This window comes from Variovorax trehalosi (genome assembly GCF_051216415.1).
Lineage (GTDB): Bacteria > Pseudomonadota > Gammaproteobacteria > Burkholderiales > Burkholderiaceae_C > Variovorax.
Genome location: NZ_JBPJZG010000001.1, coordinates 1,572,223 through 1,597,927, shown reverse-complemented (window position 1 = coordinate 1,597,927; position 25,705 = coordinate 1,572,223). Strand labels below are relative to the sequence as shown.

Sequence of the window (25,705 nt, the reverse complement as noted above, 5' to 3'; positions counted from 1 at the left end):
AAATGAAGTATTACGCCATAACGCAAAAAAAAGAACGAGGCTGCCCGATCGGTTATTTGAATGCAGTTCTCTACGATCACTGCCCGGAGCACCCCGAGTCCATTCAGCATGGCATGGTCTACCCGTGGTATGCGGACAAGAAAAATCTGAAATCGTTTCCGTCCGGAATGTGTTTGGTGGTGAAGGAGAAGCTGATTGACTTTTCGATCAGGTCAGATGCATCGCATCAGTACCTGAGAGAAGATTTTTTACATCTCTTGCAGAATTTCGGAGTGAGCATAAAGGATTGCAAGGAAATTATTGTTGTCTCAAATGCTCATAAAAATGAAATCACGGAGGCAAAATACTTTGCATCGATATTTGCCCGGGAATTTTATTTGAGTGAATCTTCCGTAATCGATTTGTCAACCTCTGATCTGGAGAGGGATGAGTTTGACTTTCTGGCGTTGAAGAAGTTGAAAATCAATAAAGATGTGGAGGCGGACGTTTTTGGAATTCAAAACCTCGAACCAAAGCACAATACAATAATTTGCTCTGAAAGGTTCGTGGTCGCAGCAAGGAAAATAGGCGTCAAAGGCGTGGATTTTGTCGATCTGGACGTCGCGAAATGGCCGGATGTGAATTCATTTTCCTATGATCCCAAGGAAATTCTCGCAATTCTCTAGTAAAAAAGAGGGGCGGCTTCAAGAAGCCATGATTTTCCTCGAAGGTCGAACCGTGGTTTATTCCAGTTCCCAGGAATTTCCGATCAAGTGACCCCATGACCTCCCAACTCATCATCCTCAACCACAACCTCTGGCGCAAAGGCGCAGGCGGCGCCCCCGCCGGCCTCATCGGGCAGGCAGACACCTTCGCCTACGCGGGCCTCGACCTCAACCTCGCGCAGTTCGCCTCCAGCGCCTTCACCGGCACCAGCTTCACCGCCACGACCTTCCAGAACGCGGGCTGGACCGGCTGCCAGTTCAACGCCTGCACCTTCACCGCGTGCGACTTCCAGGGCATCGCCATCACGGGCTGCACGTTCACCGGCTGCACCTTCAGCAACTCGCAATTCAGCACTGCGCAACTGCGCGGCTGCACCTTCAACCGCTGCACCTGGAACAACCTGGGTTTCGACAACGGCCGCTGGACGCGCGTCGATGTCCTGAACTGCAACGGCAACCAGATCAGTGCCGATGGCCTCCGCGGCGAAATGGTCGATTTCACGGGCAGCCACTTCGAGCAGCTCGAGTTCCGCAACGCGCAGATCAACACGGTCTGACGCGGCTTGCGGGGCCGCGTGGCCGTTCAGTCCTTGTCCGCAAAGCTGTCGAACAGCAACCCGCGCAGCCACTGGTTCCCCGGATCGCGGTGCACCTTCGCGTGCCAGAAGAGGTTGATCGCGATCTGCGGCAGCGCCACCGGGTGAGGGCGCCACACGAGGCCGAAGGGCTCGGCGATGCTCTCTGCGAGCCGCTCGGGCACGGTGGCGATCATTCCGCTCGAACGCAGGATGTGCCCGATCGCCACGAAGTGCGGCACCTTCAGGCGGATGCGCCGGTGGATGCCCTGCGCAGCCATCACGTCGTCGGCCTTGCCGTGGCCCGTGCCGGCGGCCTGCACCAGCACGTGGTCGGCGGCGCTGAAGTCCTTGAGTGACACGCTGCGCTTGCGCGCGAGCGGATGCGTGCCTGAGAAGAGGCACACATAGCGCTGCAGAAACAGCCGGCGCTGGAACACGCCCGCCTTCAGCTGCGGCAGGAGGCCGATGGCGATGTCCACATGGCCGGCCTCGAGCTCGTCGCGCAGGTTCGTTGCCGTGTTGTTGCGCAGCGTGCTGATCGTCACGCCCGGCGCCGCGACCGACAGCGCCTCCATCAACCGGGGCGTGAAGTAGATCTCGCCGATGTCGGTCATCGCGAGCGTGAAGCTGCGCGTGCTGGTGGCGGGGTCGAACACCACCTGCTGGTTGAGCGCGGTGTGCAGCGCGCCCATCGCGTAGGCGACCGGTTCGGCCAGCTGCAGCGCGAAGGGCGTGGGCTCCATGCCGCGCGCGGTGCGCAGGAACAGCTCGTCGCCAAGGAGCTTGCGCAACCGGGCCAGCGCATTGCTGATGGCGGGCTGCGAGAGCCCAAGCGATTCGGCCACCGCCGAGACGCGCTTCTCGGCCAGCATGCGGTCGAACATCAGGAGCAGGTTGAGGTCGATGTCCTTGAGTTGCATGCCGGACCTTTATTCATATCCGTGATGGGATCGATTCACCAGATTCTATTGGTCAATCTGCAGGGGCCGCGCATCATCCGTCCTCAAGAGACAAGCCGACCCCGACGTCGGCGTCAAAGAAAAGCGAGAGCCCCACGATGGACCTGCACATTCACCCCCTTGCCCGCACCCTCGAGGTCCGCCCCGGCGCGAACCTGCTCGAGGTGCTGCGCGAGCACCATGTGCCGGTGTCTTACAGCTGCCTATCGGGGCGCTGCGGCACCTGCCGCTGCAAGGTGGTGTCGGGCCAGGTGCTCGACGGCGGGCAGGACGCCATCCGCCCCGACGGTCAGGGCGAGCGCTACGTGCTGGCCTGCCAGAGCACGCTGACCGAAAGCTGCGCCATCGAGATCCCCGAGCCCGACGAGGTGGTGGTGCATCCGGCGCGCATCCTCAAGGCGACGGTGACGGGCATCGACGTGCTCACGCACGACATCCGGCGCCTGCGGCTCAGGCCGAACAAGCCGTTGGAGTTTTCTCCCGGGCAGTACGCGCAGCTGCAGTTCGCGCCCGATCTGGCGCGGCCGTATTCGATGGCCGGACTGAGCCGCGATACGGAACTCGAATTCCATGTGCGCAAGGTGCCGGGCGGGCGGGTCACGGCGCACATCTTCGAGCAGTTGCGCGTCGGCGATTCGGTGCGCGTGAGCGGGCCGCTCGGCACCGCCTACCTGCGCACGAAGCATCGTGGGCCGATGCTCTGCGCGGCGGGCGGGACCGGGCTCGCGCCGATCCTTTCCATCGTGCGCGGCGCCATCGCGGGCGGGTTGATGCAGCCGACTCATCTCTACCTGGGCGTGCGTTCCGATGCGGACGTGTATGGCCTCGCCGAATTGCGCGAACTGCAGGCGCAGCACCCGGGCCTGAAGGTGCACGTGGTCGTCGTCACCGGCCCCGCGCGCGAAGGCCAGCGCCTGGGCCTCATCACCGACGCCATCCGCGTCGACTGGCCCGGCAGCCTCGACGGCTGGCGCGCCTACCTCTGCGGCTCGCCCCCGATGGTCGAGGCCGTGACGCAACTCGTACGCGCCCGCGGCCTCGCGCCCGAGCAGACCCATGCCGATGCCTTCTACCTGCAAGGCACCTGAAGAATCCAAAAGACAAGGAGACCCGCGATGACCACGCAACCCGTGTTCCCCATCGAGCTGCACTGGGAGAGCGAGAAAACCAGCCGCATTCCCTTCATGGCCTATACCGACGAGGCGCTGCACAAGAAGGAACTGCAGCGCTTCTTCTACGAAAAGCACTGGTGCTACGTCGGCCTGGAAGCCGAGATTCCGAACCCGGGCGACTTCAAGCGCACGGCCATCGGCGAGCGCTCGGTCGTCATGTCGCGCGACGAAGAGGGCGCGATCCATGTGTTCGAGAACGTCTGCGCGCACCGCGGCATGCAGTTCTGCCGCGAGCGCCATGGCAACAAGAAGGAATTCGTCTGCCCTTATCACCAGTGGAACTACACGCTCAAGGGCGACCTGCAGGGCGTGCCGTTCCGCCGCGGCGTGAAGCAGGACGGCAAGGTCCACGGTGGCATGCCTGCGGACTTCAAGACCGAGGAGCATGGTCTGAACAAGCTCAAGGTGGCGTCGCGCGGCGGCGTGGTGTTCGCGTCGTTCGACCATGAGGTGGAATCGTTCGAAGACTTCCTCGGCTCCGACATCCTTCACTACTTCGACCGTCTCTTCGACGGCCGCAAGCTCACCATCCTCGGCTACAGCCGCCAGCGCATTCCGGGCAACTGGAAGCTGATGCAGGAGAACATCAAGGACCCGTACCACCCCGGCCTCCTGCACACCTGGTTCGTGACCTTCGGGCTCTGGCGCGCGGACAACAAGTCGGAGCTGAAGATGGACGCGCGCAGCCGCCACGCCGCAATGATTTCCACGCGCGGCAATGCGGGCAAGGCCGCACAGGTGACGCAGGTCTCCAGCTTCAAGGAAAGCATGCAGCTGAAGGACCCGCGCTTCCTGGACATCGTGCCCGAGCCCTGGTGGGGCGGACCGACGGCCGTGATGATGACGTTGTTCCCGAGCCTGATCCTGCAGCAGCAGGTCAACAGCGTGTCGACGCGGCACATCCAGCCGGTGGGGCACGACGCCTTCGATTTCGTGTGGACGCATTTCGGTTTCGAGGACGACACCGAAGAGATGACGCAGCGGCGCTTGCGGCAGGCCAACCTGTTCGGCCCGGCAGGCTTCGTCTCGGCCGACGACGGCGAGGTCATCGAGTTTTCTCAGGAAGGCTTCGAGCAGAAGCCGTACCACCGCACGCTCGCCGAGCTGGGCGGGCGCGAGGTCGAGAACACCGACCACATGGTGACCGAGACGCTGATCCGCGGCATGTACCGCTACTGGCGCGAAGTGATGGAGGCGGCATGACGAAGAAGCTCGACGCCAACGCCTATCTCGAACTGGCAGGCCTCTATGCGGCCTATGCGCATGCGGTCGATTCGGGCAAGTGGGATTTGTGGCCCGCGTTCTTCATCGAGGCATGCAGCTACCGGCTGCAGCCGCGCGAGAACCACGAGCGCAACCTGCCGCTGGCCACGCTGTCGTTCGAAAGCCGGGGCATGCTGGAAGACCGCGTGTACGGCATCCAGGAGACGCTGTTCCATGACCCGTACTACCAGCGGCATGTGGTCGGTCTTCCTGTGGTGCACAAGATCGATGACGACGGCGCGATCCACAGCGAAGCGAACTATGCAGTGTTCCGCACGAAGCTCGACGGCCCCTCGACCGTGTTCAACGTCGGCCGCTACATCGACAAGGTCGTGTCCACCCCCGAAGGCTTGAAGTTCGCCTCGCGCCTCTGCGTGTTCGACAGCGAAATGATCCCGAACTCCATCATCTACCCCATCTGAGTCATGCAAGAAAAAGAACCCGAGACACACGGCGCACCGCTGCGCCGCTTCACCGATCCGGCCTACCAGCCGCTGTGCGACAACCTCGCCGAGGTGCGCGAGAACATCGACCGGCTCGACCGCCAGATCGTCGCGCTGCTGGCCGAGCGCGGCCGCTATGTGAAGGACGCGGCGCGCTTCAAGCGCGATGCCTTCCAGGTGTCGGCGCCGCAGCGCCAGCAGGAGGTGATCGACAAGGTGAGGGCGCTGGCCGAGAAGGAGGGCGCTTGTCCCGAGGTGGTCGAGGCGGCGTACCGTGCGCTCATCGCGGGCTTCATCGCACGCGAGCAGCGGGACCATCAGGGCATGGTCGATGTGGAGGCGAAGCCATGAGGCGCGCCATCGTTTTCGCCATCGTGGCAGTGGCGGCCGGCGCACATGCGCAGGACTGGCCGCAGCGCCCCGTGCGCATCGTCGTGCCGTTCGCGGCCGGCTCGTCGCCCGACATCCTCGCGCGCATCGTCAACGACAAGCTCGCAGCGCGCATCGGCCAGCCGCTGATCGTCGACAACAAGCCCGGCGCGGGTGGCAACACGGGCACCGACCAGGCGAGCAAGTCGCAGCCCGATGGCTACACCTTCCTGCTCTCGGTGAATGCGCCGCTGGTCTACAACACGGTGCTCTACAAGAACCTGCCGTACGACCCGTTCAAGGACCTCGTGCCGGTGTCGCTCGCTGCGACCACGCCGAACGTGTGCGCGGTCTCCAATTCGATGAATGTCGATTCGGTGAAGGGCTGGCTTGCCGCGATGAAGCAGAACCCCGGCAAGTTCAATTTCGCATCGACGGGGAACGGCTCGATCTCGCACCTGGGCGTCGAACTCATCAAGCTCAAAACCAATTCGTTCGCGGTGCACATTCCGTATGCCTCTTCGGGGCAAGCGGTCACAGCGATCATCCAGGGCGATGTGCAGTACGCGTGCCTGCCACCCGTCACCGTGATGCCGCAGGCCAAGGCCGGGCGCCTGAAGGCGCTGGCCGTGACGTCGGCCGAGCGCTCGGCCCTGTTGCCCGAGCTGCCCACGCTGCGCGAATCGGGCCTGCCCGACATCCAGGCCGTGCCGTGGTTCGCCTACATGGCGCCCAAGGGCACGCCGCCCGAGGTGGTACAGCGCATGAGCCGCGAGATCGCCGCGGTGCTGAAAGACCCCGAGACGGTGAAGCGCCTGCAGACCGCGTACTTCGACCCCGTGGGCAGCACGCCCGAGGCGCTGGCGAAGTTCATGGGCGAAGAGCTGGTTCGCTGGAAGCCGGTGATCCAGCGCGCCGGCCTCAAGCCCGACAACTGAACAAGCGAAGGAAAAAAGACATGAGCACGATGACATGGGTCGACGCCGCGGCGGTCGACGACGTTCCCGCCGACGACGTGCTGGGCCTCGAGGTGCAGGGCCGCGACATCGCCCTCTACGGCACCGAAGACGGCATCCACGCGACCGACAACATCTGCACGCACGGCCATGCACGGCTGTGCGACGGTTTTCTCGAAGGCCACGAGATCGAATGCCCGCTGCATCAGGGGCGCTTCGATGTCCGCACCGGCAAGGCGATGTGCGCGCCGCTCACGGAAGACCTGCGCAGCTATCCGGTGAAGATCGAGGGCGGGCGGGTGTTCCTGGCGTTCGAGGCGTAGCGGGCATCTGTTCCGCCTCCGGTCCACGCGATCTGTATCTGTTTTCCCCGCAAGCGGTTGGCGACAATGGCACGCCGTTTCATGGAACACATATGACGACAGCGCAAAGCCGAGACCAGATTGCCGATCAGATTGCCGCCGAGCTGGGCCACAGCTTCGCCGGGGAGATGCTTGCGGGCGGGCACTACGTGCCCATCGTGCGCGACGGCCGTACCGTCTATACCAGCGGGCAGGTGCCGCGCGTGGGTACGACGGTGGTCGTCACCGGCCGCGTGGGCGATACGGTGTCGCTCGAGAAAGCACGCGAAGGCGCACAGGTCTGCGCACTGCGCTGTCTCACGCTGCTGCGCCGCGAACTCGGTTCGCTCGATGGCGTCGAGAAAGTGCTGCGAGTGGGCGTGTTCATCCAGTGCACGGCCGAGTTCACGCAGCAAAGCGAAGTGGCGGATGCGGCGTCCGATCTGCTGCACCGCGTTTTCGGCGATGCCGGCGTGCATGTGCGCACGGCGGTCGGCGTGTATCAGTTGCCGAAGAATGCGAGCGTCGAGCTGGAGATGACGGTCGCGGCCAAGGGCGACAAGGCCTGAGGCCTACGCGGCCTGCAATTGGCTCTGGCCCTGCAGCCGGCGCGACGGGTCTGTGCTGTGCAAGTACACCGCGAAGGTGTCCCACGGCAGGCCCACCGAATGCTGCCGCATGAGCCGCCCGACCTCGCCGCGGTGATAGCCACCGTGGGTAACCACATGGGCCAGCATTTCCTCGCGCGTCATGAAGCCCTTGTCACCATCGGTGAAGCTGAACGGCACCGATTCGGCCAGCTGCTCGGACGTCGCGGTTTCGACGTAGTCGAGGTACCAGCGGTCGAGTGCGGCAACGGCGGCGCGAAGGTCGTGCAGCGAAGGCGTATCGGGCGTGTTGTCGGCGGCAAAACCGTGCGCTTTGCCGGTGAGGTGCGCCGCGAAGATCTGGTCCACCACGTGGCAGTGGTTCATGAGGCGGATGGCGTCGTGCCGCGCGTCCTGGTGTCGCTCCGGATCGAAGCCTTTCATCTTCTCGAGCAGTTCGTCGTTGGCCCAGGCGCGGTAGCCGAAGAGGGTGCGAAGCAATGAGAGAGAGCTCATGACCGGGTGTTCCTGTGGGGGAGGCGCGGGCCATGCTACGTGAATAGGATTTCCTGTCTACCCCTTGCGCAGCTCCAGATCGACGATGTCCCGCGCGAGCGAGGCGATGGTCAGCGGCGCACAGCCCTCGGCGTTGTTGCTGACAGTCACGAAGGCGTTCTGGCCCGCGCGCGTGGTGCCGGCGATCACCTTGGCCAAGGCCGCGCGTGTCTCGGGGTCGGGATCGACGATCTTGTCGAACGGGCCGTAGAGCTTCTCTGCATCCTCATAGCCGAAGCGGCCGTGCCGGCGATGCAGGTTCCAGCGGCACACCAGCGGCCCGGGCCACAGGGCGCGCAGCATCGGCAACTGGTCTTCGATCGGCGGCATCTTGGCATGCAGGCCCATGCAGAAGGTCGCGCCCACGCTGCGCAGCATGTCGGCGAAGGCGGGGCACAGCAGTTGCGGGTCGCGCACCTCGACGGCGATGACGGCGTCGGGCGCCACCTGCTTCAGGCCGGGCAGCGCCTCGAGCATTTCGCCGATTCGTGCGAGCAGCGCGGGCCGGTCGGCCAGCAGTTGCGACGGGATCGGGCTCAGCTGGAACACCAGCGCGCCGATGCGGTCGCCCAGGCCGTCGAGCGCGGGCTGCACGAACTCCTGGATCGCGATCTCGCTGTTGAGGAACACGGGGTTGACCTGCGTGCCGCGGCCGCTTTCGTCGCGCACGGTGGCATCGGTCACGAGGCTGGGCGCCTTCACCACGAAGCGGAAGTCCGCGGGCACCATGGCCGCGTAGCGCGCGTACTGGCTCGCCGTCAGGGCGCGGTAGAAGTTGCGGTCCAGGCTCACGGTGCGGAACAGCGGGTGCTGCGCCAGGGCGGAGAGACCGTTCTTCGAGAGCACGGTCTCGGCGTATTCACCGTCCCACACGAGGTTGGCCCAGCCCGGGTAGCTCCATGACGAGGTGCCCAGGCGCAGGTTGGGCGAGAGCGCCGAAGCCAGCTCGACGAGTGCCGGGTCCGTGGGTGCGGGAGCGACGGTGGCGCCGCGCGATTTCTTCTTCGCGGGCGCTTCGGCCTCGTTCGGCGGCGGGGCCGCGGGCGCCTCTTGCGGGCGCGGCAGGTCGGGGAAAAGAGAGTCCTGTACTTCGCTCATGCTGGGGACGCATTCTCGGCCAACACCGGGCCGCCTCGCAGCGGCGGGCACAATCCGCGCCATGAAACAGTGGTTGCGCTCGCAGGGTGGTTGGTGGCTGGCATGGCTGGTCCTCACGGCCGCGGGCGCGGTGTGGCTGGCGCGCGCGGAGCTCGCGCAACTGCAACAGGACTTCGAGACCGACGCGCGCATCGCGCACCGGCTCATGAGCCAGCAGGTGGTGCAGTACGACGCGGTGCTGGCCACGCTCGCGCTTCTGGAACCCGGCGCGGATGCGGGGCAGCCGGAGCAGCGCTTGCCATCCGTGTATTCATCGATCCTGAAGGTGCAGCGCCGTGCGCGCGACGAACCGTGGCCCGACGAAAAACCGGCCGGCGCATTGGTCGCCGCCGAGGCACGTTCGCGCAGCCAGCAGCGCGCCGAGCTCGCATCGCTCAATCTCGCGCAGGGCCGCTATCAGCTCGTGATCGGTGCCACGCCCTTCAGCTACGCGCTCGAAATCGACCTGGCCGGCTCCGTGCCCTGGCGCGACTGGCCGATGAATCCGCAGCGCAGCCCGGTGCGCGTGAGCCTGCAGCGCGATGGGCAGCAACTGGTGCTGCAGCCCGGTCGGCTGGGCGAGGGCGGTTGGCGCTTCGGCCTCACCAAGGCGCTCGCTTCGCCGAGCCAGCCGTTCGATCTGGTGGCAGAGCGCCAGGTCGGTTGGGGTGAACTGCCGTGGCGCAGCATCGCTGGCTGGGCCGTGGCGATGGCGGTGCTGTTGGCCGGCCTCTGGATGGCGCAGCGCCAGCGCATTGCACGTCGTCGGGCTGAAGAACTGCTGCGGCTCGGGCAGGTCGCGCGGCTCAACGCATTGGGCGAGTTGTCGGCAGGCCTGGCGCACGAACTCAACCAGCCGCTCACCGCCGTGCTCGCCAACGCGCAGGCCGCGCGCCGTCTGCTCGACGACGATCCGCCCGACCTCGCCACCGCGCGAGACGCGATGGGGCAGGCCGTGGAGCAGGCCCGCCGCGCGGCCGGCGTGGTCGGCCGCTTGCGCCGCGTGATCGAACGGCCCGAGGCCGGCGGCGACGTGAAGCCGCTGGTGCTGCAGGAGGTGGTGCGCAGCGCGATGCACCTGCTCGCGCCCGAGTTCGCGCAGCGCGGCGTCGCGGCCCAGTTCGATGCGGGCGCGCAGGCGCCGGTGCGCGTGCAGGCCGAGGCGGTGGCGCTGGAGCAGATCGTGCACAACCTGCTGATGAACGCGCTGCAGGCACTCGACCTCGTGCCCGCCGCCGAGCGCCGGCTCGTGGTGTCGGTCGGCCGCAATGGGCAGGAGGGCGTGCTGACCGTGACCGACAACGGACGCGGCATCTCGCCCGAGGCGATGCCGCGGCTCTTCGAGCCTTTCTTCAGCACGCGGGAGGGCGGCCTCGGGTTGGGCCTGAGCCTCAGCGAGACGCTGGCGAGCGGCATGGGCGGCAGCCTGACGGCCGCCAACGCAGCGCCGCGCGGCGCGCGCTTCACCTTGCTGCTGCCGCTGGTGGCGCCATCGGCATGAATTTCTCCGCCACCCATCAACCGCAGTCGCCGTTGATCCACCTGATCGACGACGACCAGGCTGTGCGCGACAGCCTCTCGCTGCTGATCGGCACGGTCGGGCTGCGTGTGCAGGGCTGGGCCGATCCGCAGGCCTTCATCGACGGCTTCGACCGTGCGAGCGTGGGAGCCATCGTGCTGGACGTGCGCATGCCCGGCATCAGCGGGCTCACTGTGCTCGACCGGCTGATGGCGCAGGGCGTCGACCAGCCGGTGATCATGCTGACCGGCCACGGCACGGTCGAGATGTGCCGCCGCGCCTTTAAGGCCGGCGCAGCCGAGTTCCTGGAGAAGCCGGTGGACGACGAGCAATTGCTCGAGGCGCTGCAGCAGGCGGTGCGCCAGCATGTGCGCACGCGCGAACGCTCGCAGGCCGACAACGCCGCGCGCGAGCGGGTCGCGCAGCTGTCGGAGCGCGAGCGCGAGGTGCTGGCCTTCATCGTGCAGGGGCTCACCAACAAGGAGATCGCGCGCACGCTGGCGCTGTCGCCGCGCACGGTCGAGACGCACCGGGCCAACCTGTTCGCGAAGCTGGACTGCGATTCGCTCGCGCAGTTGATCCGGCGGTATGCCGTGCTGGTGACTTCGGACGAGTGAGGGGCGCGCTCCGTAGTTCTACGGAGTGCCGGGCGTAGCCGTACGAATGGTCGCGGCGCACGGCCTTTTCTACAGTGGCGCAGCCGTCGGCAACAGGCCGGCGCAGTCACCCTGCATCCACTGGAGAAACAAGAAATGCGTTCCACCCTTTGCCTTGCCGCTCTGCTCGCCGCATCGGCCGTTCAAGCCCAGACGCCGGCGCCCGCCGTGCGTACCGAAAAGAACATCTCGCTCGCGCTGGCCAACCAGATCGCGGCCGAAGCCGTGGCCGCCTGCGCCGCCAACGGCTACAACGTGGCGGCCACCGTGGTCGACCGTGCCGGCACCGTGCGTGCGGTGCAGCGCGCCGACAACGCCGGCCCGCACACGCTGGCCTCGAGCGAGCGCAAGGCCTGGACCTCGGCGTCGGCCAAGAACGCGACGCAGGCCATGATGGAAGGCGCGCAGAAGAACCCCGGCGCCGCGAACCTCGTGTACCTGCCGGGCTTCCTGCTGCTGGGCGGTGGAGTGCCGGTGAAGTCGGGCAATGAAGTGATCGGCGCCGTGGGCGTGGGCGGCGCGCCGGGCGGTCACCTGGACGACCAGTGCGCGAACGCGGCGATCGAGAAGGTCAAGGGCCTGCTGGGCTGATGATGAAGCGCGGTGTCGGGTCTTTCATCCTGGCAGGCGCGCTCGGCTTGGGCGCATCGGCCGGCGTGTCGGCCCAGGTGCCGCCGCTTGCGGCCGAGGTGCTGGCCTATGAAGGGCTGCACAAGGCGGCCTGGCATGGCGACCTGCCGAAGCTCAAGGCGCTGGTCGCCTCGGGCGCGAACCTCGATGCGCGCGATGCGAAGGGCCGCACGCCGCTGCACGTTGCCACCTATGCGCGGCAACGCGAGTCGATCAGGCTGCTCGCCAAAGCGGGCGCGAACCTCGACCGGCTCGAAGACGACCGCTATGACGCGGTGACCATCGCCTCAGTCGCGGATGACGTGACCACGCTCACGCTGCTGCTCTCGCTCGGCGCCAAGGCCGGGCAGACGACGAGCCGCTACGACGGCACCGCACTCATCGCCGCCGCGCACCTGGGCCACGACGAGGTGGTGCGCCGCCTGATTGCGGCCGGCGCGCCGCTCGATCACGTGAACAACCTGCACTGGACGGCGGTGATCGAATCGATCGTGCTCGGCGACGGCGGGCCGCGCCACCAGCGCACGCTGGCCGCATTGGTTGACGCGGGCGCGAGCGTGAAGCTGACCGACCGCCAGGGCAACACGCCGCTGCAACTGGCCAGGGCGCGCGGCTACACCGCGATGGTCAAGCTCCTGGAAGCACCGCGCGCAAGATAGGCCGGCTCGGGGACAATCGGGGTTCGCCACGAGGAAAACGCCCCATGTACATGCCCCCGCAGTTCAATGCCAAGGACCCGGCCATCGCGCTGGAGTTGATGCGCTCGCACCCGTTCGCGAGCCTGATCTCGAACGACAACGACGGCCTGCCGTTCGTCACGCACCTGCCGCTGGTGGCGGAGCAGGGCGAGGGTGACCAGCTGGTGTTGTGGGGGCACTGCGCCAAGCCCAACCCGCATTGGCGCTACCTGCAGGCGCGGCCGCAGGCGGTTGCCACCTTCCTCGGTCCGCATTCGTACCTGTCGCCCCAGGTCTATCCCGACCTGGCGCGTGTGCCGACGTGGAATTACCTCGCGGTGCATTGCACGGTCGAGGCCCGTTTGATCGAGGAGCCGGCCGAGAAGGACGTGCTGCTCAAGAAGCTCATCGGCGACCACGAACCCGCCTACGCGCAGCAGTGGCGCGACCTGGGCGAGGAGTTCCAGCTCAAGATGCTCAACGGCATCGTCGGCTTCGAGCTGAAGGTGACCGCGCTGCAGTGCAAGGTCAAGATCAACCAGCACCGCAAGGAATCGCATGCGGCCATGCGCGCCATGTACGGCGCCGGCACGCCGGACGAGCAGGCACTGGCCGCGTGGATGGACCGGCTCGGCATGAATGCCGAGGCGCAGGTTGCAGAAGGAAACTGAGATGCGCATGTTCGGATTGCTTGGCCTGGTGCTGGCGCTTGTGATCGTCGGGCTGATCGCCAAGAAGCAACTGACGACGGCCGTGGCGCCCGCGTTGCCGTCCGTGCCTGGTGCCGCGGCCCCCGTCCCCGGCGAGGCGCCCGTCGATGTGCGCACGCAGAGCCAGCAGGTGCAGCAGCAGGTGAAGGACGCGCTCGACGCCGCGACGCAGCCGCGCAAGATGCCGGATGACAACTGAGTTGCCCTCGCAGACAAACGACGCGCACTGGATGGCGCTCGCGCTGGCCGAGGCGCGTCTCGCGGCCGAGGCGGGCGAGGTGCCGGTGGGCGCGGTGCTGGTCAAGGACGGCCAGGTCATCGCGACCGGCCGCAACACGCCCGTGGCGCAGCGCGACCCGAGCGCCCATGCGGAAATCAACGCACTGCGCGCTGGTGCCGCCGCGCTGGGCAACTACCGGCTCGACGGCTGCGAGCTGTTCGTCACGCTCGAGCCCTGCGCGATGTGTGCGGGCGCAATGCTGCATTCGCGGCTCGCGCGGGTGGTGTTCGGCGCGGCCGATCCCAAGACCGGGGCAGCGGGATCGGTGCTCGATCTCTTTGCCGAGCCGCGGCTGAACCACCGCACGCAAGTGCAGGGCGGCGTGCTCGCGGAGGCATGCAGCGCGGTGCTGCAGGGCTTCTTCCAGCAGCGGCGCAGCGTGGCGCGCGAGCAGGCTGAGCCCTTGCGCGACGACGCGCTGCGCACGCCTCCCGAACGCTTCGCTTCGCTGAGCGACTACGCCTTTGCGCCGCACCACGTGCAGGACTTGCCGAGCCTGCAAGGCTGGCGCATGCACTATGTGGACGAGCAGGGCGAAGACGGCCAACTGGCCTGCTGCCTCTGCCTGCATGGCCCCGGCGAATGGGGCTACTTCTTCCGCCATCTCGTCGGTACACAGGGGCTGCGCACCCTGGTGCCCGACCTCATCGGCTTCGGCAAGAGCGACAAGCCCAAGCGCGAAGCCGCGCACAAGCTCGCATGGCACCGCGATGTGCTGCTCGAATGGCTGGACCGCGTGCAGCCGCAGCCCGTGGTGCTGGTGCACAGTGCTGCGGCCAGCGAACTTGCATCGTTGTTGCAAGCCACCGCCGCCGATCGTTTCGTGGCTGCCATCGTTGCTCCCGATGGCGGCGAGCGCATCAAGGACGCATGGCGCGCGCCGTACCCCGACCGCGGCTACGAAGCCGCGCTGCGCGCGCTCGGACCGATCGCTTCGTCCTCGGGCCCGACGGCCGCGCAGGCCGCGGCGCTCGCCCGGCTGGCGCGCAACGCAATGGGATACTCGACCTCGTGACCAAACACATCTACATCTACTCTCCCTCCAGCGCGATCCGCGACAAGGCCGCCTTCCGGCGCGGCGTGAAGAGACTCCAGGCCCTGGGCCACGAAGTCGAGATCGACGCCGATGCACTCTCCGTGCACCAGCGTTTTGCGGGCGACGATGCCACGCGGCTGGCCGCCATTTCGCGAGCCGCTGCGAGCGGCGCGAACATCGCGCTCATCGCACGTGGCGGCTACGGCCTCACGCGCATCCTCGACCAGATCCCGTACAAGGTCGTGGCCAAGGCGATCCACCGCGGCACCGAGTTCGTCGGCTGCAGCGACTTCACCGCGCTGCAGAACGCGCTGCTCGTCAAGACCGGCGCGGTCACCTGGTCGGGCCCCGCGGTCGGCGAAGACTTCGGCGCCGAAGCTGGTGCCGACGACATCATGGAAGCCTGTTTCGACGATCTGTTGAGCGGGCAGGGCGAAGGCACCGGCTGGCGCATGCCGGCGCGCGATGCCGACCTGAAGTTCAAGCCCGTGGAAGACGCGGTGCTCTGGGGCGGCAACCTCTGCGTGCTGACCAGCCTGCTCGGCACGCCGTACTTTCCGGCGGTCGACAAGGGCATCCTCTTCATCGAGGACACCAACGAGCATCCCTATCGCATCGAACGCATGCTCGACCAGCTGAAGATGGCTGGCGTGCTTGCGAAGCAGAAGGCGATCGTGTTCGGCCAGTTCACCGGCATTCGCAAGGTGCCCGGCTACGACCGCGGGTTCGGGCTCGATACCGTGGTCGACCGGTTGCGCGCGTCATTGAAAAAGGTGCCGGTGCTCACGGGCCTGCCGTTCGGCCACGTGCCGACGAAGGTGCTGCTGCCGGTGGGAGCGAAGGTGGCGATGGCGGCCGAAGGGTGCGACGTCTTCCTCGTGTGGGGGCATCGCCATGCCCATTCGCACGACCATGACCACGCGCACGCACACTGATGTCGCCCGGCTGGCGGGCAGCGGCTGTCGAAAGCCCCTCCGCCTTCAGCCGTTGTTGGTGAAACGCTGATGGGCGCGCGGACCCATCGAGCCGGGCAAGCCGCCCTTGAACATGCTGTTGATGGATTTCATCTGGCGGCGGGCGGCGGATTCGCCGTCGATGGCGCTCAGGGCGGTCATCACGTCCTGCCGCAGGTACCAGAGGGCTTCGACGTCGACCGCGAAGCGCACGCGCTGGCTGACGCGCTGGATCGAATGGCCGCCATGGGCCTGGAGCACCGACAGCATGGCCGTGCGAATCCGCCCCAACTGGCTTTCAGTCGCCTGGCGGGAACCGAAACTGGGCACATTCAGCAGACGAAAAATGCGGCGGAAGAGCACCATGTGACGAATAGCGTATTGCCGGAAGCCGAGACGGCCGCTACCTTAAGCTTGAGTTCGGCATTACACAAGATGTTAAACAGTGTTTCTTGTCTGCAAACAACAAGCTTTACGTATCACTTTCAGCGCTCATTGAAATTTGATATCAAAAGTACTACATCCTCCGGCGGGGCCAGGGTTGGGCATATGTCAACCAAAACACGGGAAGGGGGCCGCAAGGCTTCCTGACCATAATCAACCAGCGATCGCTACCGAGTACAGGACAGTATGGGTGTCAATGCCACAGTCGTTTTCGCGGACCTGACGGGGAGCACCCGGGTCTTCGAAGCCATGGGGAATGCACGGGCCACCGAGACGGTGACGCGCCTGACCCAGTGGATCGGCGGTGTCTGCCAGGCGCACGGCGGCCGCGTGGTGAAGTCGCTGGGAGACGGCGTGTTCGCCATCTTCTCAAGCGGCGCGGCCGCCACGCATGCGGTGATCGAACTCCAGCGCTACCACCAGAAGCGTTTGCAGGTCTGGCCGGCGCCGCTGCGCATGGCGCTGCAGATCGGCGTGGCCAGCGGCGAGGTGGTCGAGCTGGAGGGCGACTGCTTCGGCGATGCCGTCAACCTCGCCTCGCGGCTGAGCGACCTGGCCGGTCCCGGCCAGATCTGGGTGACCGATGCGGTCATCTCGCAGCTGCGCGAAGGCAGCGTCCAGCATCGCGACCTCGGGCTCATCAACATCCGCGGCCGCAGCGAGATGTCGGTGGTGCACCGCATCGACTGGCAGGAGGACGTGACCACCTTCCTCACCGTGCCGGCCGCGCTGGCGCCGATGCGGATGCCGGACTCGTCGTTCGGCCAGATCGAGCTGTCCTGGCTCGACGTGCGCTCCATGTTCAGCAGCGAGCAGTTGCCGATCCACCTGGGCCGTGTCGACGACGCGCAGTTCGTGGTCAGCGACCCGCGGGTCTCGCGGCTGCATGCGCGCATCGAGATGCGGCAGGGCAGCTGTGTGCTGATCGACATCAGCACCTATGGCACCTGGGTGCGCTTTCATGGCAACGGCGGGCCGAGCACCGAGATCGCCCTGCGCCGCGAGGAATGCGTGCTGCACGGCCGCGGCGAAATTGGCCTGGGCGCGCCGCTGAGTGACTTCAGCGCCCCGACCATCGCCTTCAGCACGACTGGCGGCGAGGTGATGCTGTCGCGCCGCGAGGTGAGCCCTTGAGAAGGTGCACCGGCGCAACGCGTCGGGCGTTGCTTGTGAACCGGGCGCTGTTCGCCCTTGGCCTGGAGCCACTGTGAACTTCAAACAACATTCTTCTGTTTTCAAATGGGCAACCCTCGGCGCGATCGCGGCCGGCGCGTTGCTCGCCGCTGGCGCCGCGAATGCGCGCGGCCACTGGTCGGTGCAGATCGGCACGCCCGGTTATGTGGGCGGCGGCTATCCGGCGCCGTACTACGTGCCGCCGCCGGTTTATTACCCGGCACCGATCTACTACCAGCCCGCACCGCCCGTCTACTACCGGCCGCCGCCGCCGGTGTACTACCGCCCGGCCCCCATCTACAGCCCGCCGCCCGGACGCATCTACTACGGTCCCGGCTATCCGTACCGCCCGCCGAACGGCTACGAATGGGACGACGAGCAGGACTGAAGTCCTCACACAGGCGCGCACTAGCTTAAGACTTGCTCGCGCAGGTCTCTGGAGCTGCCAATTTTGTTTCACAAGTGACGAAAAAGTCACATAAAGTCACAATTATTGGATTGACGACCCCGTCGTCAAAGGTTCTCACCACCGAAATCCGCAGGGCACGGCACTTGCCTTGATCGCTCCCGGCGCAAGAACGCCGCAGGAGCGAGGAAACATGGTGGAACCGATAGAAGCCGGCTGCGCAAGCGTGGCCGACGATTTGGCGTACGTCGATGCGCCGGCAACAGATACAAGCGAGACCGAAACGTCGTCCAGGCCCTTGAAGGCCCTGGCGACGTTCTCCATCGCGGCTGCGCTCGCGGCCTGCGGTGGTGGCGGTGGCGGGGGAAGCGGCGGGGGCGGATTCGGCGGCGGCCTCGGCGGCCTGCCTGCTCCGGGCCCCGGCGCGGGACCGGACGCGGGCCCCTACCGCTACACACAGGCCAAGACCGACGACGAAGCCGCGCGCTTCCTGCTGCAGGCCCAGTTCTCGGCCTCGGACGCCGAGATTGCAGACGTGCGCAACAAGGGCTACCTGCCCTGGCTCAGCGAGCAGTTCAGCGCACCGCGCGCGCAGTCGGCGTGGGAGTGGATCGACAGCAAGCCCTGGGACTCCGCCGCGATCGACGCCGCCATCTGGCGCCAGCTGATGGTGTCGGCCGATCCGGTGCGCAAGCGCATGGCGCTCGCGCTCAGCGAGATCTTCGTGGTCTCGGCCAACGAGATCGGCTCGAACTGGCCCCACGCCATGATGGCCCAGTACTTCGACACCCTGGTCGCGGGCGTCACCGGCAACTTCCGCACGCTGCTGGAAGACATCACGCTCAACCCTGCGATGGGCTTCTATCTCAACACCCGCGACAACCGCAAGGAAGACGGCCGCGGCCGGCAGCCTGACGAGAACTACGCGCGCGAAGTCATGCAGCTCATGACCATCGGCCTGTCGCAGCTCAACGCCGACGGCACGGTGAAGACCGGCCCCGACGGCCAGCCGCTGGACACCTACACGCAGGACGACGTGACGAACCTTGCGCGCGTCTTCACCGGCTATGTGCTCGATATCCGCGCCGGGGAGCGCGAGGGCTTCAGGCCGCCCAACGGTGGCGGCGCCTTCGACACCAAGGACTGGACCACGCGCCCCATGGCCTACCTGGCCGCGAACCACTCCATGCTGGAGGCGAAGTTCCTCGGCACCACCGTGCCCGGCGGCACGCCCGGCCCGGCGGCGCTGAAGATCGCACTCGATGCGCTCTTCAACCACCCCAACGTCGGCCCCTTCATCGGCAAGCAACTGATCCAGCGGCTGGTGACCAGCAACCCGAGCCCGGCCTACGTCAAGCGGGTGGCCGGTGTCTTTGCCAACAACGGCGCGGGCGTGCGTGGCGACATGAAGAGCGTGTTCGCGGCCATCCTGCTGGACGACGAGGCGCGCGGCCCGGGCGGTCTCTCGGACCCGAACTTCGGGCGCCTGCGCGAGCCGATGCTGCGCTTCGTGCAGTGGGGCCGTACCTGCGGCATCGCCTCGGCCACCGACGCGTGGAAGATCGGCATCCTCTCGGACGCGAGCTTCGGCCTCGGCCAGAGCCCGCTGCGCTCGCCCTCGGTCTTCAACTTCTTCCGGCCCGGCTATGTGCCGCCATCGACCGCCATCGCGAGCAGCAAGCTGGTGGCGCCCGAGTTCCAGCTGGTCAATGAAAGCAGCGTGGGCGGGTACCTCAACTTCATGCAGAGCGTGCTGCCCAGCGGCTTCAACGGCAAGGACGTGCTGGCGAGCTATGCCGCCGAGAAGGCGCTGGTGCTCGATCCGGCCGCGCTGGTGCGTCGGCTCAACCTGGTGCTGACCGGCAACCAGCTGGCCGCCTCGACCGTCGCCCTCATCACCACCGCGCTCGCCACGCCCAACCTCACGGCGGCGAGCAGCGACGGCGCAAAGCTCAATCGCATCTGCGCCGCCGTCCTCCTGGTGATGGGTTCGCCCGAATACCTTGTCCAGAAATAAAGCGAGAGCGTCTTTCATGTACCTGATCGATCCCGCCCGTCACACCCGCCGCGCGTTCCTCCGCCGCACGGGCCAACTCGCGATGGCCGGCACCGCGCTGCCGTTCGCGCTCAACCTCGCCGCCATGGGCGAGGCCGCCGCCCAGGCCGCGCCCGGCGACGATTACCGCGCGCTGGTGTGCGTGTTTCTCTTCGGTGGCAACGACTATGCAAACACCGTTGTCACCTACGACGCCGACAGCTACGGCAAGTACAGCCTGATCCGTGGCGGCAACGGCGAGGCGGGCGGCGGCATCGCCATCGCGCGCGCCGCGCTGGCCGCGACCGAGCTCAAGCCGATGCAGGCGCTCCCGGGCGGGCGCGCGTACGCGCTGCATCCGTCGATGACGGGGCTGGCCGACCTCTTCAACAACCAGGGCAAGGTGGCGGTGCAGCTGAACGTCGGCCCGTTGATCAAGCCGCTGACGCGCGCGCAATACAACAGCAGCAACCGCCGCGACTTCCCGATTCCACCCAAGCTTTTCTCGCACAACGACCAGCAGTCGGTCTGGCAGTCGTCTTCGCCCGAAGGCTCGACCGTCGGCTGGGGCGGCAACCTGGGCGACCTGGCGCTTGGGCCGAACATGGGATCGCTCTTCACCTGCATGTCGGTCTCGGGCAATGCGGTGTTTCTCTCGGGCGACCAGGCGCTGCAGTACCAGGTGGGAACGGGCGGCGCGGTGCGCATCGGCGCGGTGAGCGGCGCCGGCGGCAACCTCTTCGGCTCGGCGACGGTGAAGGCGGCCATGCAGCAGATCGTGCAACGCGAGAGCGGCCATACGCTGGAGAACGAATACACCAAGGTCATCCGGCGCGCGGTCTCTGCCGAGGGAAAGATCACCGAGGCGATCCAGTCGGACTTTCCCTCCGGCACCTTCCCGTCGCAGAACTACCTGGCCGACCAGCTCAAGATGGTGGCGCGCCTGATCCGCGGGCGCGAGGCGCTCGGCGTCAAGCGCCAAGTGTTCTTCGTCTCGATGGGCGGATTCGACCTGCACGACGACCTGATCGCGCGCCAGCCCGGATTGATGAAGGGGCTGTCCGAGGCACTGGTCGCGTTCCACAACCAGACGATCGCGCTCGGCGTGGCCGACAAGGTCACGGCGTTTACCGCCTCCGACTTCGGCCGCACGCTCTCGAGCAACAGCAATGGCTCCGACCACGGCTGGGGCGGCCACCACCTCGTGGTCGGCGGTGCGGTAAAGGGCAAGGCGATCTACGGCACGGCGCCGCCGGTGAGCATCACCAACACCGCGAGCGACATCGACCAGTGGCACGTGGGACAGGGCCGCCTCTTGCCCACCACCTCGGTCGACCAGTACGCGGGCACGCTGGCGCGCTGGTTCGGTGTGCCCGACGACCAGCTCGACGGCATCCTGCCCAACCTCAAGAACTTCGGCATGACGGCGCCGAGCGGCATCGCGTACCCGCGCAACGTGGGGTTCATGGGATGAACGACACGAGCGGCATGAAGGGGATGAAGGGCTTGATCGGGGAGGACGGCGGCACGCGCGTGTCCTTTCCGTCGCGGAAGACGTCCTCCCCCGTTCGCGGTGCGGACCTGACGCCGATGCATCCCTACTCCAGCGTCGAGGGAGCCATCGCGGCCATCGACGCGCTGGACCGCGGGCTGCGGGAGTTCGAGCTCTCGGTGTCCGACAACCTGCAGGACTACCTCGGCGTGCAGATGGCGCAGATCACCGACCGTGCGCTGGCGCGCGGCTGGGAGCCCATCAGCTTCATGCAGAAGAACGGGTTCCGGCGCTATCGCTTCAAGGCGATGCGCCGGGCTTGAACCCCTTGCCTTTCTTTTTTTCTTTTCTCTTTCACAAGGCCCCCAGAAACCATGCGTTCGAAATTCCAGACCGCCGCCATCGGCACCCTCGCGACCCTGTTGCTTGCATCGTGCGGAGGGGGAGGAGGCGGTGGCGGCGGTGGCGGTGCGTTGCCGCTCGGGCTGGGCGTTCCACCTGCAGCCGCTCCCGCACCTGCGCCGGCACCGGACCCCGCCGCTGCACCCGCGCCTGCACCCGCACCCGGCCCCACCGCGCTGGAAAGCTGCGGCCTGCCGGACTTCGTTCAGGACACCATCACCCGCGTCAACCAGTTCCGCAGCGAGGCGCGCACCTGCGGCGCCACGCAGTACCCGGCCGCCGCGCCCATCGCCTGGAACAGCCAGCTCGACGCGGCCGCGGCACGCCATTCGCGCGACATGGTCGCGAAGAATTTCTTCGATCACACCGGTTCGGACGGCAGCACCGTGGGCACCCGCGCCACCGACGCGGGCTACAAGTGGTCGGGCGTCGGCGAGAACATCGCGGCCGGGCAGACCAGCGTTGCATCGGCCATGAACTCGTGGCAACTGAGCGAAGGCCATTGCCGCAACCTGATGGGCGCGAACTACAAGCACGTCGCGCTGGCCTGCGTGCGCGGTGGCGCGGGCAATGCCTATCCGTACTACTGGACGATGGTGCTCGGAACGCCCTGACCGACATCCACGACCGCGCGCGTCAGTCCAGCCGGATGCGGCCCCACAGTTCGAGCGTGTGTTTGCCGATGCGGTCGACCACCTTGGCCTGCACGCTGTAGAGCCCGGTCTCATTGGCCGGGCCGAAGCTGAAGTTCATGCTGGCCGAACCGAGCACCAAAGTTGCCGGGGGCGGCTCCGAAGTCCAGAGCGGACCGCCTCCGGCCGGCACGCGCTGTCCGCTGGGAGTGATCAGGAAGAACTCGACCACCACATCGCACCGGCCCATGCCATTCGGCGCGCAGCCGCGCAGGAACAGCATCGCGCTGGAACTGATGCCGCGCTTCACGCTGTCGGTGATCCGCACCGTCGGCGCGCGGCTGGAGGTGCTCCAGGCCTTGCGGAGCTCAGCCTCGTCCGGGGTGATGAGCAATTGGACAAGAAACTCGCCATCGCTTCGCATGGATTCGGAATCCGGAATCGGCTTGCCGGCACCGTCGGTCCATCCCGCCGTCGATGCAAGCGGCATGAGAAGCGAGAGAACGACAGGAAGAAAGAAGAGGCAGCGCATCGGCACAGGCCTCCGGTTTGCCTAGAGCGAAGGTTGCGCCAGGATGCGATCGAGCTGCGCAATGTCGATCGGCTTCTGCAGGTGATGGTCGAACAACCCCTTGGCCGATTCGCCCGCCGCGTCCTGCGCCGAGAAGCCCGAGATCGCAACCAGCAACCGCGGCGTGCCTTCGGCAGTGCTCGCGCGCAGCCGCCGCGCCACCTCGGTGCCCGGAAAGTCGGGCAGGGTGAGGTCGATCAGCGCGGCATCGAAGTGCTCCACGGCCGCCGCGTCCATCGCCTGCTGCGCCGTGTAGGTGCAGCGGGCCGTGTGGTCCTGCAGCGTGAGCAGTTCCTGCAAGAGGTCGGCAGCGGCTTCGTTGTCATCGACGATCAGCACGTTCACGGTGGTTTGTCTCTTTGTTAAGTCGAAAGCAGCAGTATCAACGGAATGTGTCCTGAGTGCCGTAGGGGTGTTCCTACGCGTGGGGCACGGGGCCTGCGGCGTCGGCCTGCAGCGGTAACTCGACGGTGAAGCGCGCGCCCTGGCCGGCCGCGCTCTCCACGCCGATCTGCCCGGCGTGCAGGTCCACGATCTTGCGCGTGATGTAGAGCCCGAGGCCCAGCCCGGCCGCATGCTGGCGGCTGTGCTCGGTGCGCTCGAACTGCTCGAAGATGCGCGCCTGGTCCTCGGGCGCGATGCCGATGCCGTGGTCGCGCACGCTCACGCGCGCCACGTCGCCGGCCCGCTCGACCATCATCTCGACCGGCTTGCCGCCGCCGTAGCGCAGCGCGTTGGTCAAGAGGTTGGTCAGCACCTGTTCGATGCGGAACTCGTCCCACACGCCGCGCAGCTCGGCCGGCGCTTCGAGCGAGATCACCGAGCCCGCGGCCTCGGCCTGCTGGCGCAGGTTCTCGACCACGGCGCGGGCAAGCACCGCCAGGTCGACCGGCTTGGTCTGGATCGACAGCGCATCGCGCCGCATGCGCGTCACATCGAGCATGTCGTCGATGAGGCGGACCATGTTGCGGATCTGCCGCTGGTCGCGCTCGATCATCGCGGGCAGCCGGTCCGCCGCGAAGTTGGCGAGGTTGCCCTTCGAAAGGTGAAGCTGGCGCAGCTGCGCCTCTAGGTACAGCGTGTTGAGCGGCGTGCGCAGTTCGTGCGAGACCATCGACATGAAGTCGTCGCGCATGCGCACCGCGCGCTCCAGCTCTTGCTGGGTGTGCTGCAGCTGCTGCACCAGCTCTTCCTGCTTGCGGTGCGCGACCGCGAGCGATTCCATCTCATGGCGCAACGCCTTCCGGTGCTGGTACAGGTCGACGAACACGTTCACCTTGCTGACCACCGCATGCGGATCGAGCGGCTTGTGCAGGAAGTCGACCGCGCCGCTCTCGTAGCCCTGGAAGGCGTAGTTCAGTTCGCGCCCCGCGGCGCTCACGAAGATGATCGGGATGTGCCGCGTGCGCTCGGTGCCGCGCATCATTTCGGCCAGCTCGAAGCCGTTCATGCCGGGCATCTGCACATCGACGATGGCGAGCGCGAATTCATGTTCCAGGAGCAGCGAGAGCGCCGCCTCGGCCGAGCCGGCGCGGTACACGACGCGGTCGGGCGAGCGGATCAGCGCCTCCAGCGCCAGCAGGTTCTCCGGCAGGTCATCGACGATCAGCAGCTTGCTTTGGACGTCAATGGGCATGGGCGGCCTCCAGTTGCAGGAGCAGGGCGCGAAGCTCGCGCAGCGGCAGTACGTGGTCGGGGGCGTGTCGCGCAAGGGCGGCGTTGGGCATGATGGAAATCAGGGCTTCTTTGGGGTCCTGCACGGCGGTGAGTCCGCCGGCCAGGTGAATGCAATGCAGACCTTCGGCGCCGTCGTCGTTGGCGCCGGTCAGGAGAAAACCGGCCAGCGCGGGGCCGTAGGCATCGGCGGCCGAGGCCATCAGCACGTCGATGGATGGCCGTGAGAACAACACGGGCGCCTCGCAACTGAGCGAGAAGCAGCGCTCGCGCTCGATCGACAGGTGATAGCCCGGCGGCGCGAAATAAAGGCAGCCGGCCGCGACCGGCATCTTGTCGGCCGCCTCGTGCACGGGAATGGGCAGGCGCAGCGCAAAGATCTCGGCGAGATGGCTGTCGTGGTTCTCGGGCAGGTGGAGCACCACCGTCATCGGCAGTCGCCAGCCCGCGGGCAGTCCGTCGAGCAGCACCATGAGCGCATCGATGCCGCCGGCCGAAGCGCCGAGCACGACTTTGTCCACACGCTTGCGGGTATAGGGGCGAGGCAGCGTCGTCATGTCGCCTTGCGGTAGATGCGCTCGGCGCGGGCGTGCGGCGCGAAGCGGTCCGCATAGCCGGAGAAGTCGATGCTTTCCTTGGACCCGAGGCCCAGGAAGCCGCGGTGCGACAGCGACTCGTGGAACAGCCCGAGGGCGCGGTCCTGCAGCAGCCGGTTGAAGTAGATGAGCACGTTGCGGCACGACACCAGCTGCGTCTCTGCGAACACGCTGTCGGTCGCCAGGCTGTGGTCCGCAAAGATCACGTCGGCGCAGAGCGACGGGTCGAAGCGCGCCGCATCGTAGGCGGCGGTGTAGTAATCGGAAAACGAACTGCGCCCGCCCGCGCGCTGGTAGTTGGTGGTGTAGCCGCGAATGGCTTCCAACGGAAAGATCCCCTGGCGCGCCTTCTCGAGCGAGGCCGGGTTGATGTCGGTCGCATAGATCTGGGTGCGCTCGAGCAGGCCTTCTTCCCGCAGCAGGATGGCGAGCGAGAACACCTCCTCGCCCGTGCTGCAGCCCGCCACCCACACCTTCACCGATGGGTAGGTGTGCAGGATCGGCACCACGTGCTCGCGCAGCGCTAGAAAGTACGACGGGTCGCGGAACATCTCGCTCACCGGAATCGTCAGGAACTGCAGCAGTCGCCCGAACAGTCCCGCGTCGCGCAGCACTTTCTCCTGCAGCGCCGAGATGCTCGGCAGCCCGAGCTGGTCGAGCGCATACAGCACGCGGCGCTTCTGTGAGGCGGTGGTGTAGTTGCGGAAGTCGTAGCTGTATTTGAGGTAGATGGCCTCCATCAGGAGGCGCAGCTC

Annotated in this window: 32 protein-coding genes; 23 read left to right on the top strand and 9 right to left on the bottom strand. The window is 66.7% G+C overall.

What is annotated here, in order from left to right:
- The first annotated feature begins 2 nt into the window (after positions 1-2).
- On the top strand, positions 3-665 hold the full coding sequence (locus ACSFA7_RS07420) for an Imm43 family immunity protein (RefSeq protein ID WP_435498773.1): 663 nt from the start codon (positions 3-5) through the stop codon (positions 663-665).
- A 95-nt stretch (positions 666-760) separates the two neighbouring features.
- Entirely contained in the window at positions 761-1,261 is a 501-nt protein-coding gene (locus tag ACSFA7_RS07415) for a pentapeptide repeat-containing protein (protein ID WP_435498772.1), read from the top strand.
- Positions 1,262-1,287: 26 nt separating this feature from the next.
- On the opposite strand, the gene ACSFA7_RS07410 is transcribed toward ACSFA7_RS07415, so the two are convergent.
- The gene (locus tag ACSFA7_RS07410) at positions 1,288-2,202 is read right to left on the bottom strand and encodes a LysR family transcriptional regulator (protein ID WP_435498771.1); all 915 of its coding nucleotides are present in this window, start codon (positions 2,200-2,202) and stop codon (positions 1,288-1,290) included.
- A 137-nt stretch (positions 2,203-2,339) separates the two neighbouring features.
- Between ACSFA7_RS07410 and ACSFA7_RS07405 the strand changes: the two genes are divergently transcribed.
- The 7 genes from ACSFA7_RS07405 (at position 2,340) to ACSFA7_RS07375 (ending at position 7,354) form a co-directional block, all read left to right on the top strand.
- The gene (locus ACSFA7_RS07405) at positions 2,340-3,329 is read left to right on the top strand and encodes a 2Fe-2S iron-sulfur cluster-binding protein (RefSeq protein WP_435498770.1); all 990 of its coding nucleotides are present in this window, start codon (positions 2,340-2,342) and stop codon (positions 3,327-3,329) included.
- Positions 3,330-3,356: 27 nt separating this feature from the next.
- Positions 3,357-4,616 (top strand): aromatic ring-hydroxylating dioxygenase subunit alpha, encoded by a 1,260-nt coding sequence (locus ACSFA7_RS07400; RefSeq protein WP_435498769.1) that lies wholly within the window; start codon positions 3,357-3,359, stop codon positions 4,614-4,616.
- Positions 4,613-5,098, top strand: a complete 486-nt coding sequence (locus ACSFA7_RS07395; RefSeq protein ID WP_435498768.1) for an aromatic-ring-hydroxylating dioxygenase subunit beta — start codon at positions 4,613-4,615, stop codon at positions 5,096-5,098. Before ACSFA7_RS07400 ends, ACSFA7_RS07395 begins: the two co-directional genes overlap by 4 nt.
- Before the next feature lie 3 nt (positions 5,099-5,101).
- On the top strand, positions 5,102-5,470 hold the full coding sequence (locus ACSFA7_RS07390; protein ID WP_435498767.1) for a chorismate mutase: 369 nt from the start codon (positions 5,102-5,104) through the stop codon (positions 5,468-5,470).
- Complete coding sequence (locus ACSFA7_RS07385; protein ID WP_435498766.1) at positions 5,467-6,426, top strand: Bug family tripartite tricarboxylate transporter substrate binding protein; 960 nt, start codon at positions 5,467-5,469, stop codon at positions 6,424-6,426. The genes ACSFA7_RS07390 and ACSFA7_RS07385 overlap by 4 nt, the downstream gene beginning before the upstream one ends.
- 20 nt (positions 6,427-6,446) lie before the next feature.
- Positions 6,447-6,767, top strand: coding sequence for a non-heme iron oxygenase ferredoxin subunit (locus ACSFA7_RS07380; RefSeq protein WP_435498765.1), 321 nt, complete (start codon positions 6,447-6,449; stop codon positions 6,765-6,767).
- Between the two features lie 92 nt (positions 6,768-6,859).
- Positions 6,860-7,354, top strand: a complete 495-nt coding sequence (locus ACSFA7_RS07375) for a RidA family protein (protein ID WP_435498764.1) — start codon at positions 6,860-6,862, stop codon at positions 7,352-7,354.
- A 3-nt stretch (positions 7,355-7,357) separates the two neighbouring features.
- On the opposite strand, the gene ACSFA7_RS07370 is transcribed toward ACSFA7_RS07375, so the two are convergent.
- Positions 7,358-7,888, bottom strand: a complete 531-nt coding sequence (locus tag ACSFA7_RS07370; protein WP_435498763.1) for a DinB family protein — start codon at positions 7,886-7,888, stop codon at positions 7,358-7,360.
- Positions 7,889-7,945: 57 nt separating this feature from the next.
- Positions 7,946-9,025 carry a DUF72 domain-containing protein gene (locus ACSFA7_RS07365; RefSeq protein ID WP_435498762.1) on the bottom strand — a complete coding sequence of 360 codons (1,080 nt, stop codon included), beginning with the start codon at positions 9,023-9,025 and terminating at the stop codon, positions 7,946-7,948.
- A 61-nt stretch (positions 9,026-9,086) separates the two neighbouring features.
- Between ACSFA7_RS07365 and ACSFA7_RS07360 the strand changes: the two genes are divergently transcribed.
- From ACSFA7_RS07360 to ACSFA7_RS07325, 8 genes are all read left to right on the top strand, one after another.
- On the top strand, positions 9,087-10,565 hold the full coding sequence (locus ACSFA7_RS07360) for a sensor histidine kinase (RefSeq protein WP_435498761.1): 1,479 nt from the start codon (positions 9,087-9,089) through the stop codon (positions 10,563-10,565).
- Positions 10,562-11,200, top strand: a complete 639-nt coding sequence (locus tag ACSFA7_RS07355) for a response regulator transcription factor (RefSeq protein ID WP_435498760.1) — start codon at positions 10,562-10,564, stop codon at positions 11,198-11,200. Before ACSFA7_RS07360 ends, ACSFA7_RS07355 begins: the two co-directional genes overlap by 4 nt.
- A gap of 135 nt (positions 11,201-11,335) precedes the next feature.
- The gene (locus tag ACSFA7_RS07350; protein ID WP_435498759.1) at positions 11,336-11,830 is read left to right on the top strand and encodes a GlcG/HbpS family heme-binding protein; all 495 of its coding nucleotides are present in this window, start codon (positions 11,336-11,338) and stop codon (positions 11,828-11,830) included.
- On the top strand, positions 11,830-12,528 hold the full coding sequence (locus ACSFA7_RS07345; RefSeq protein ID WP_435498758.1) for an ankyrin repeat domain-containing protein: 699 nt from the start codon (positions 11,830-11,832) through the stop codon (positions 12,526-12,528). Before ACSFA7_RS07350 ends, ACSFA7_RS07345 begins: the two co-directional genes overlap by 1 nt.
- Before the next feature lie 44 nt (positions 12,529-12,572).
- Positions 12,573-13,217, top strand: a complete 645-nt coding sequence (locus tag ACSFA7_RS07340; protein WP_435498757.1) for an FMN-binding negative transcriptional regulator — start codon at positions 12,573-12,575, stop codon at positions 13,215-13,217.
- 7 nt (positions 13,218-13,224) lie between these two features.
- A complete protein-coding gene (locus tag ACSFA7_RS07335) occupies positions 13,225-13,455 on the top strand; it encodes a hypothetical protein (protein ID WP_435498756.1) in 231 nt (76 codons plus the stop codon).
- A complete protein-coding gene (gene tadA, locus ACSFA7_RS07330; protein WP_435498755.1) occupies positions 13,445-14,551 on the top strand; it encodes a tRNA adenosine(34) deaminase TadA in 1,107 nt (368 codons plus the stop codon). Before ACSFA7_RS07335 ends, tadA begins: the two co-directional genes overlap by 11 nt.
- Positions 14,548-15,507, top strand: coding sequence for an LD-carboxypeptidase (locus tag ACSFA7_RS07325; RefSeq protein ID WP_435498754.1), 960 nt, complete (start codon positions 14,548-14,550; stop codon positions 15,505-15,507). The genes tadA and ACSFA7_RS07325 overlap by 4 nt, the downstream gene beginning before the upstream one ends.
- Positions 15,508-15,552: 45 nt before the next feature.
- Here the strand turns inward: ACSFA7_RS07325 and ACSFA7_RS07320 are convergent, their stop codons facing one another.
- Entirely contained in the window at positions 15,553-15,891 is a 339-nt protein-coding gene (locus tag ACSFA7_RS07320; RefSeq protein ID WP_206173451.1) for a hypothetical protein, read from the bottom strand.
- Positions 15,892-16,155: 264 nt separating this feature from the next.
- On the opposite strand from ACSFA7_RS07320, the gene ACSFA7_RS07315 reads away from it, so the two are divergent.
- The 6 genes from ACSFA7_RS07315 (at position 16,156) to ACSFA7_RS07290 (ending at position 22,091) form a co-directional block, all read left to right on the top strand.
- Positions 16,156-17,103 carry an adenylate/guanylate cyclase domain-containing protein gene (locus ACSFA7_RS07315; RefSeq protein WP_435498753.1) on the top strand — a complete coding sequence of 316 codons (948 nt, stop codon included), beginning with the start codon at positions 16,156-16,158 and terminating at the stop codon, positions 17,101-17,103.
- 73 nt (positions 17,104-17,176) lie between these two features.
- Positions 17,177-17,530 (top strand): hypothetical protein, encoded by a 354-nt coding sequence (locus ACSFA7_RS07310; RefSeq protein WP_435498752.1) that lies wholly within the window; start codon positions 17,177-17,179, stop codon positions 17,528-17,530.
- 211 nt (positions 17,531-17,741) lie between these two features.
- The gene (locus tag ACSFA7_RS07305) at positions 17,742-19,565 is read left to right on the top strand and encodes a DUF1800 domain-containing protein (RefSeq protein ID WP_435498751.1); all 1,824 of its coding nucleotides are present in this window, start codon (positions 17,742-17,744) and stop codon (positions 19,563-19,565) included.
- A 16-nt stretch (positions 19,566-19,581) separates the two neighbouring features.
- A complete protein-coding gene (locus ACSFA7_RS07300; protein WP_435498750.1) occupies positions 19,582-21,057 on the top strand; it encodes a DUF1501 domain-containing protein in 1,476 nt (491 codons plus the stop codon).
- On the top strand, positions 21,054-21,398 hold the full coding sequence (locus tag ACSFA7_RS07295) for a hypothetical protein (RefSeq protein WP_435498749.1): 345 nt from the start codon (positions 21,054-21,056) through the stop codon (positions 21,396-21,398). Before ACSFA7_RS07300 ends, ACSFA7_RS07295 begins: the two co-directional genes overlap by 4 nt.
- A 51-nt stretch (positions 21,399-21,449) precedes the next feature.
- Entirely contained in the window at positions 21,450-22,091 is a 642-nt protein-coding gene (locus ACSFA7_RS07290; protein ID WP_435498748.1) for a CAP domain-containing protein, read from the top strand.
- Between the two features lie 22 nt (positions 22,092-22,113).
- Here ACSFA7_RS07290 and ACSFA7_RS07285 read toward each other — a convergent pair whose 3' ends face one another.
- From ACSFA7_RS07285 to ACSFA7_RS07265, 5 genes are all read right to left on the bottom strand, one after another.
- Positions 22,114-22,599, bottom strand: coding sequence for a hypothetical protein (locus tag ACSFA7_RS07285; RefSeq protein ID WP_435498747.1), 486 nt, complete (start codon positions 22,597-22,599; stop codon positions 22,114-22,116).
- Between the two features lie 63 nt (positions 22,600-22,662).
- On the bottom strand, positions 22,663-23,025 hold the full coding sequence (locus ACSFA7_RS07280; protein ID WP_206173444.1) for a response regulator: 363 nt from the start codon (positions 23,023-23,025) through the stop codon (positions 22,663-22,665).
- 73 nt (positions 23,026-23,098) lie between these two features.
- On the bottom strand, positions 23,099-24,316 hold the full coding sequence (locus ACSFA7_RS07275) for a hybrid sensor histidine kinase/response regulator (protein WP_435498746.1): 1,218 nt from the start codon (positions 24,314-24,316) through the stop codon (positions 23,099-23,101).
- Complete coding sequence (locus ACSFA7_RS07270; RefSeq protein WP_435498745.1) at positions 24,306-24,911, bottom strand: chemotaxis protein CheB; 606 nt, start codon at positions 24,909-24,911, stop codon at positions 24,306-24,308. Before ACSFA7_RS07270 ends, ACSFA7_RS07275 begins: the two co-directional genes overlap by 11 nt.
- Positions 24,908-25,690 (bottom strand): CheR family methyltransferase, encoded by a 783-nt coding sequence (locus tag ACSFA7_RS07265; RefSeq protein ID WP_435498902.1) that lies wholly within the window; start codon positions 25,688-25,690, stop codon positions 24,908-24,910. Before ACSFA7_RS07265 ends, ACSFA7_RS07270 begins: the two co-directional genes overlap by 4 nt.
- Positions 25,691-25,705 lie beyond the last annotated feature (15 nt).

Bases quoted from the DNA above. Each gene is read 5' to 3' on its own strand.
- ACSFA7_RS07335 (WP_435498756.1), top strand. From the start codon at position 13,225: ATGTTCGGATTGCTTGGCCTGGTGCTGGCGCTTGTGATCGTCGGGCTG.
- ACSFA7_RS07275 (WP_435498746.1), bottom strand. From the start codon at position 24,316: ATGCCCATTGACGTCCAAAGCAAGCTGCTGATCGTCGATGACCTGCCG.
- ACSFA7_RS07410 (WP_435498771.1), bottom strand. From the start codon at position 2,202: ATGCAACTCAAGGACATCGACCTCAACCTGCTCCTGATGTTCGACCGC.
- ACSFA7_RS07340 (WP_435498757.1), top strand. From the start codon at position 12,573: ATGTACATGCCCCCGCAGTTCAATGCCAAGGACCCGGCCATCGCGCTG.
- ACSFA7_RS07395 (WP_435498768.1), top strand. From the start codon at position 4,613: ATGACGAAGAAGCTCGACGCCAACGCCTATCTCGAACTGGCAGGCCTC.
- ACSFA7_RS07400 (WP_435498769.1), top strand. From the start codon at position 3,357: ATGACCACGCAACCCGTGTTCCCCATCGAGCTGCACTGGGAGAGCGAG.
- ACSFA7_RS07385 (WP_435498766.1), top strand. From the start codon at position 5,467: ATGAGGCGCGCCATCGTTTTCGCCATCGTGGCAGTGGCGGCCGGCGCA.
- ACSFA7_RS07305 (WP_435498751.1), top strand. From the start codon at position 17,742: ATGGTGGAACCGATAGAAGCCGGCTGCGCAAGCGTGGCCGACGATTTG.
- ACSFA7_RS07365 (WP_435498762.1), bottom strand. From the start codon at position 9,025: ATGAGCGAAGTACAGGACTCTCTTTTCCCCGACCTGCCGCGCCCGCAA.
- ACSFA7_RS07290 (WP_435498748.1), top strand. From the start codon at position 21,450: ATGCGTTCGAAATTCCAGACCGCCGCCATCGGCACCCTCGCGACCCTG.
- ACSFA7_RS07390 (WP_435498767.1), top strand. From the start codon at position 5,102: ATGCAAGAAAAAGAACCCGAGACACACGGCGCACCGCTGCGCCGCTTC.
- ACSFA7_RS07270 (WP_435498745.1), bottom strand. From the start codon at position 24,911: ATGACGACGCTGCCTCGCCCCTATACCCGCAAGCGTGTGGACAAAGTC.
- ACSFA7_RS07285 (WP_435498747.1), bottom strand. From the start codon at position 22,599: ATGCCGCTTGCATCGACGGCGGGATGGACCGACGGTGCCGGCAAGCCG.
- ACSFA7_RS07265 (WP_435498902.1), bottom strand. From the start codon at position 25,690: ATGGAGGCCATCTACCTCAAATACAGCTACGACTTCCGCAACTACACC.
- ACSFA7_RS07345 (WP_435498758.1), top strand. From the start codon at position 11,830: ATGATGAAGCGCGGTGTCGGGTCTTTCATCCTGGCAGGCGCGCTCGGC.
- ACSFA7_RS07420 (WP_435498773.1), top strand. From the start codon at position 3: ATGAAGTATTACGCCATAACGCAAAAAAAAGAACGAGGCTGCCCGATC.
- ACSFA7_RS07360 (WP_435498761.1), top strand. From the start codon at position 9,087: ATGAAACAGTGGTTGCGCTCGCAGGGTGGTTGGTGGCTGGCATGGCTG.
- ACSFA7_RS07315 (WP_435498753.1), top strand. From the start codon at position 16,156: ATGGGTGTCAATGCCACAGTCGTTTTCGCGGACCTGACGGGGAGCACC.
- ACSFA7_RS07300 (WP_435498750.1), top strand. From the start codon at position 19,582: ATGTACCTGATCGATCCCGCCCGTCACACCCGCCGCGCGTTCCTCCGC.
- ACSFA7_RS07375 (WP_435498764.1), top strand. From the start codon at position 6,860: ATGACGACAGCGCAAAGCCGAGACCAGATTGCCGATCAGATTGCCGCC.
- ACSFA7_RS07380 (WP_435498765.1), top strand. From the start codon at position 6,447: ATGAGCACGATGACATGGGTCGACGCCGCGGCGGTCGACGACGTTCCC.
- ACSFA7_RS07350 (WP_435498759.1), top strand. From the start codon at position 11,336: ATGCGTTCCACCCTTTGCCTTGCCGCTCTGCTCGCCGCATCGGCCGTT.
- ACSFA7_RS07295 (WP_435498749.1), top strand. From the start codon at position 21,054: ATGAACGACACGAGCGGCATGAAGGGGATGAAGGGCTTGATCGGGGAG.
- ACSFA7_RS07370 (WP_435498763.1), bottom strand. From the start codon at position 7,888: ATGAGCTCTCTCTCATTGCTTCGCACCCTCTTCGGCTACCGCGCCTGG.
- ACSFA7_RS07415 (WP_435498772.1), top strand. From the start codon at position 761: ATGACCTCCCAACTCATCATCCTCAACCACAACCTCTGGCGCAAAGGC.
- tadA (WP_435498755.1), top strand. From the start codon at position 13,445: ATGACAACTGAGTTGCCCTCGCAGACAAACGACGCGCACTGGATGGCG.
- ACSFA7_RS07405 (WP_435498770.1), top strand. From the start codon at position 2,340: ATGGACCTGCACATTCACCCCCTTGCCCGCACCCTCGAGGTCCGCCCC.
- ACSFA7_RS07355 (WP_435498760.1), top strand. From the start codon at position 10,562: ATGAATTTCTCCGCCACCCATCAACCGCAGTCGCCGTTGATCCACCTG.
- ACSFA7_RS07320 (WP_206173451.1), bottom strand. From the start codon at position 15,891: ATGGTGCTCTTCCGCCGCATTTTTCGTCTGCTGAATGTGCCCAGTTTC.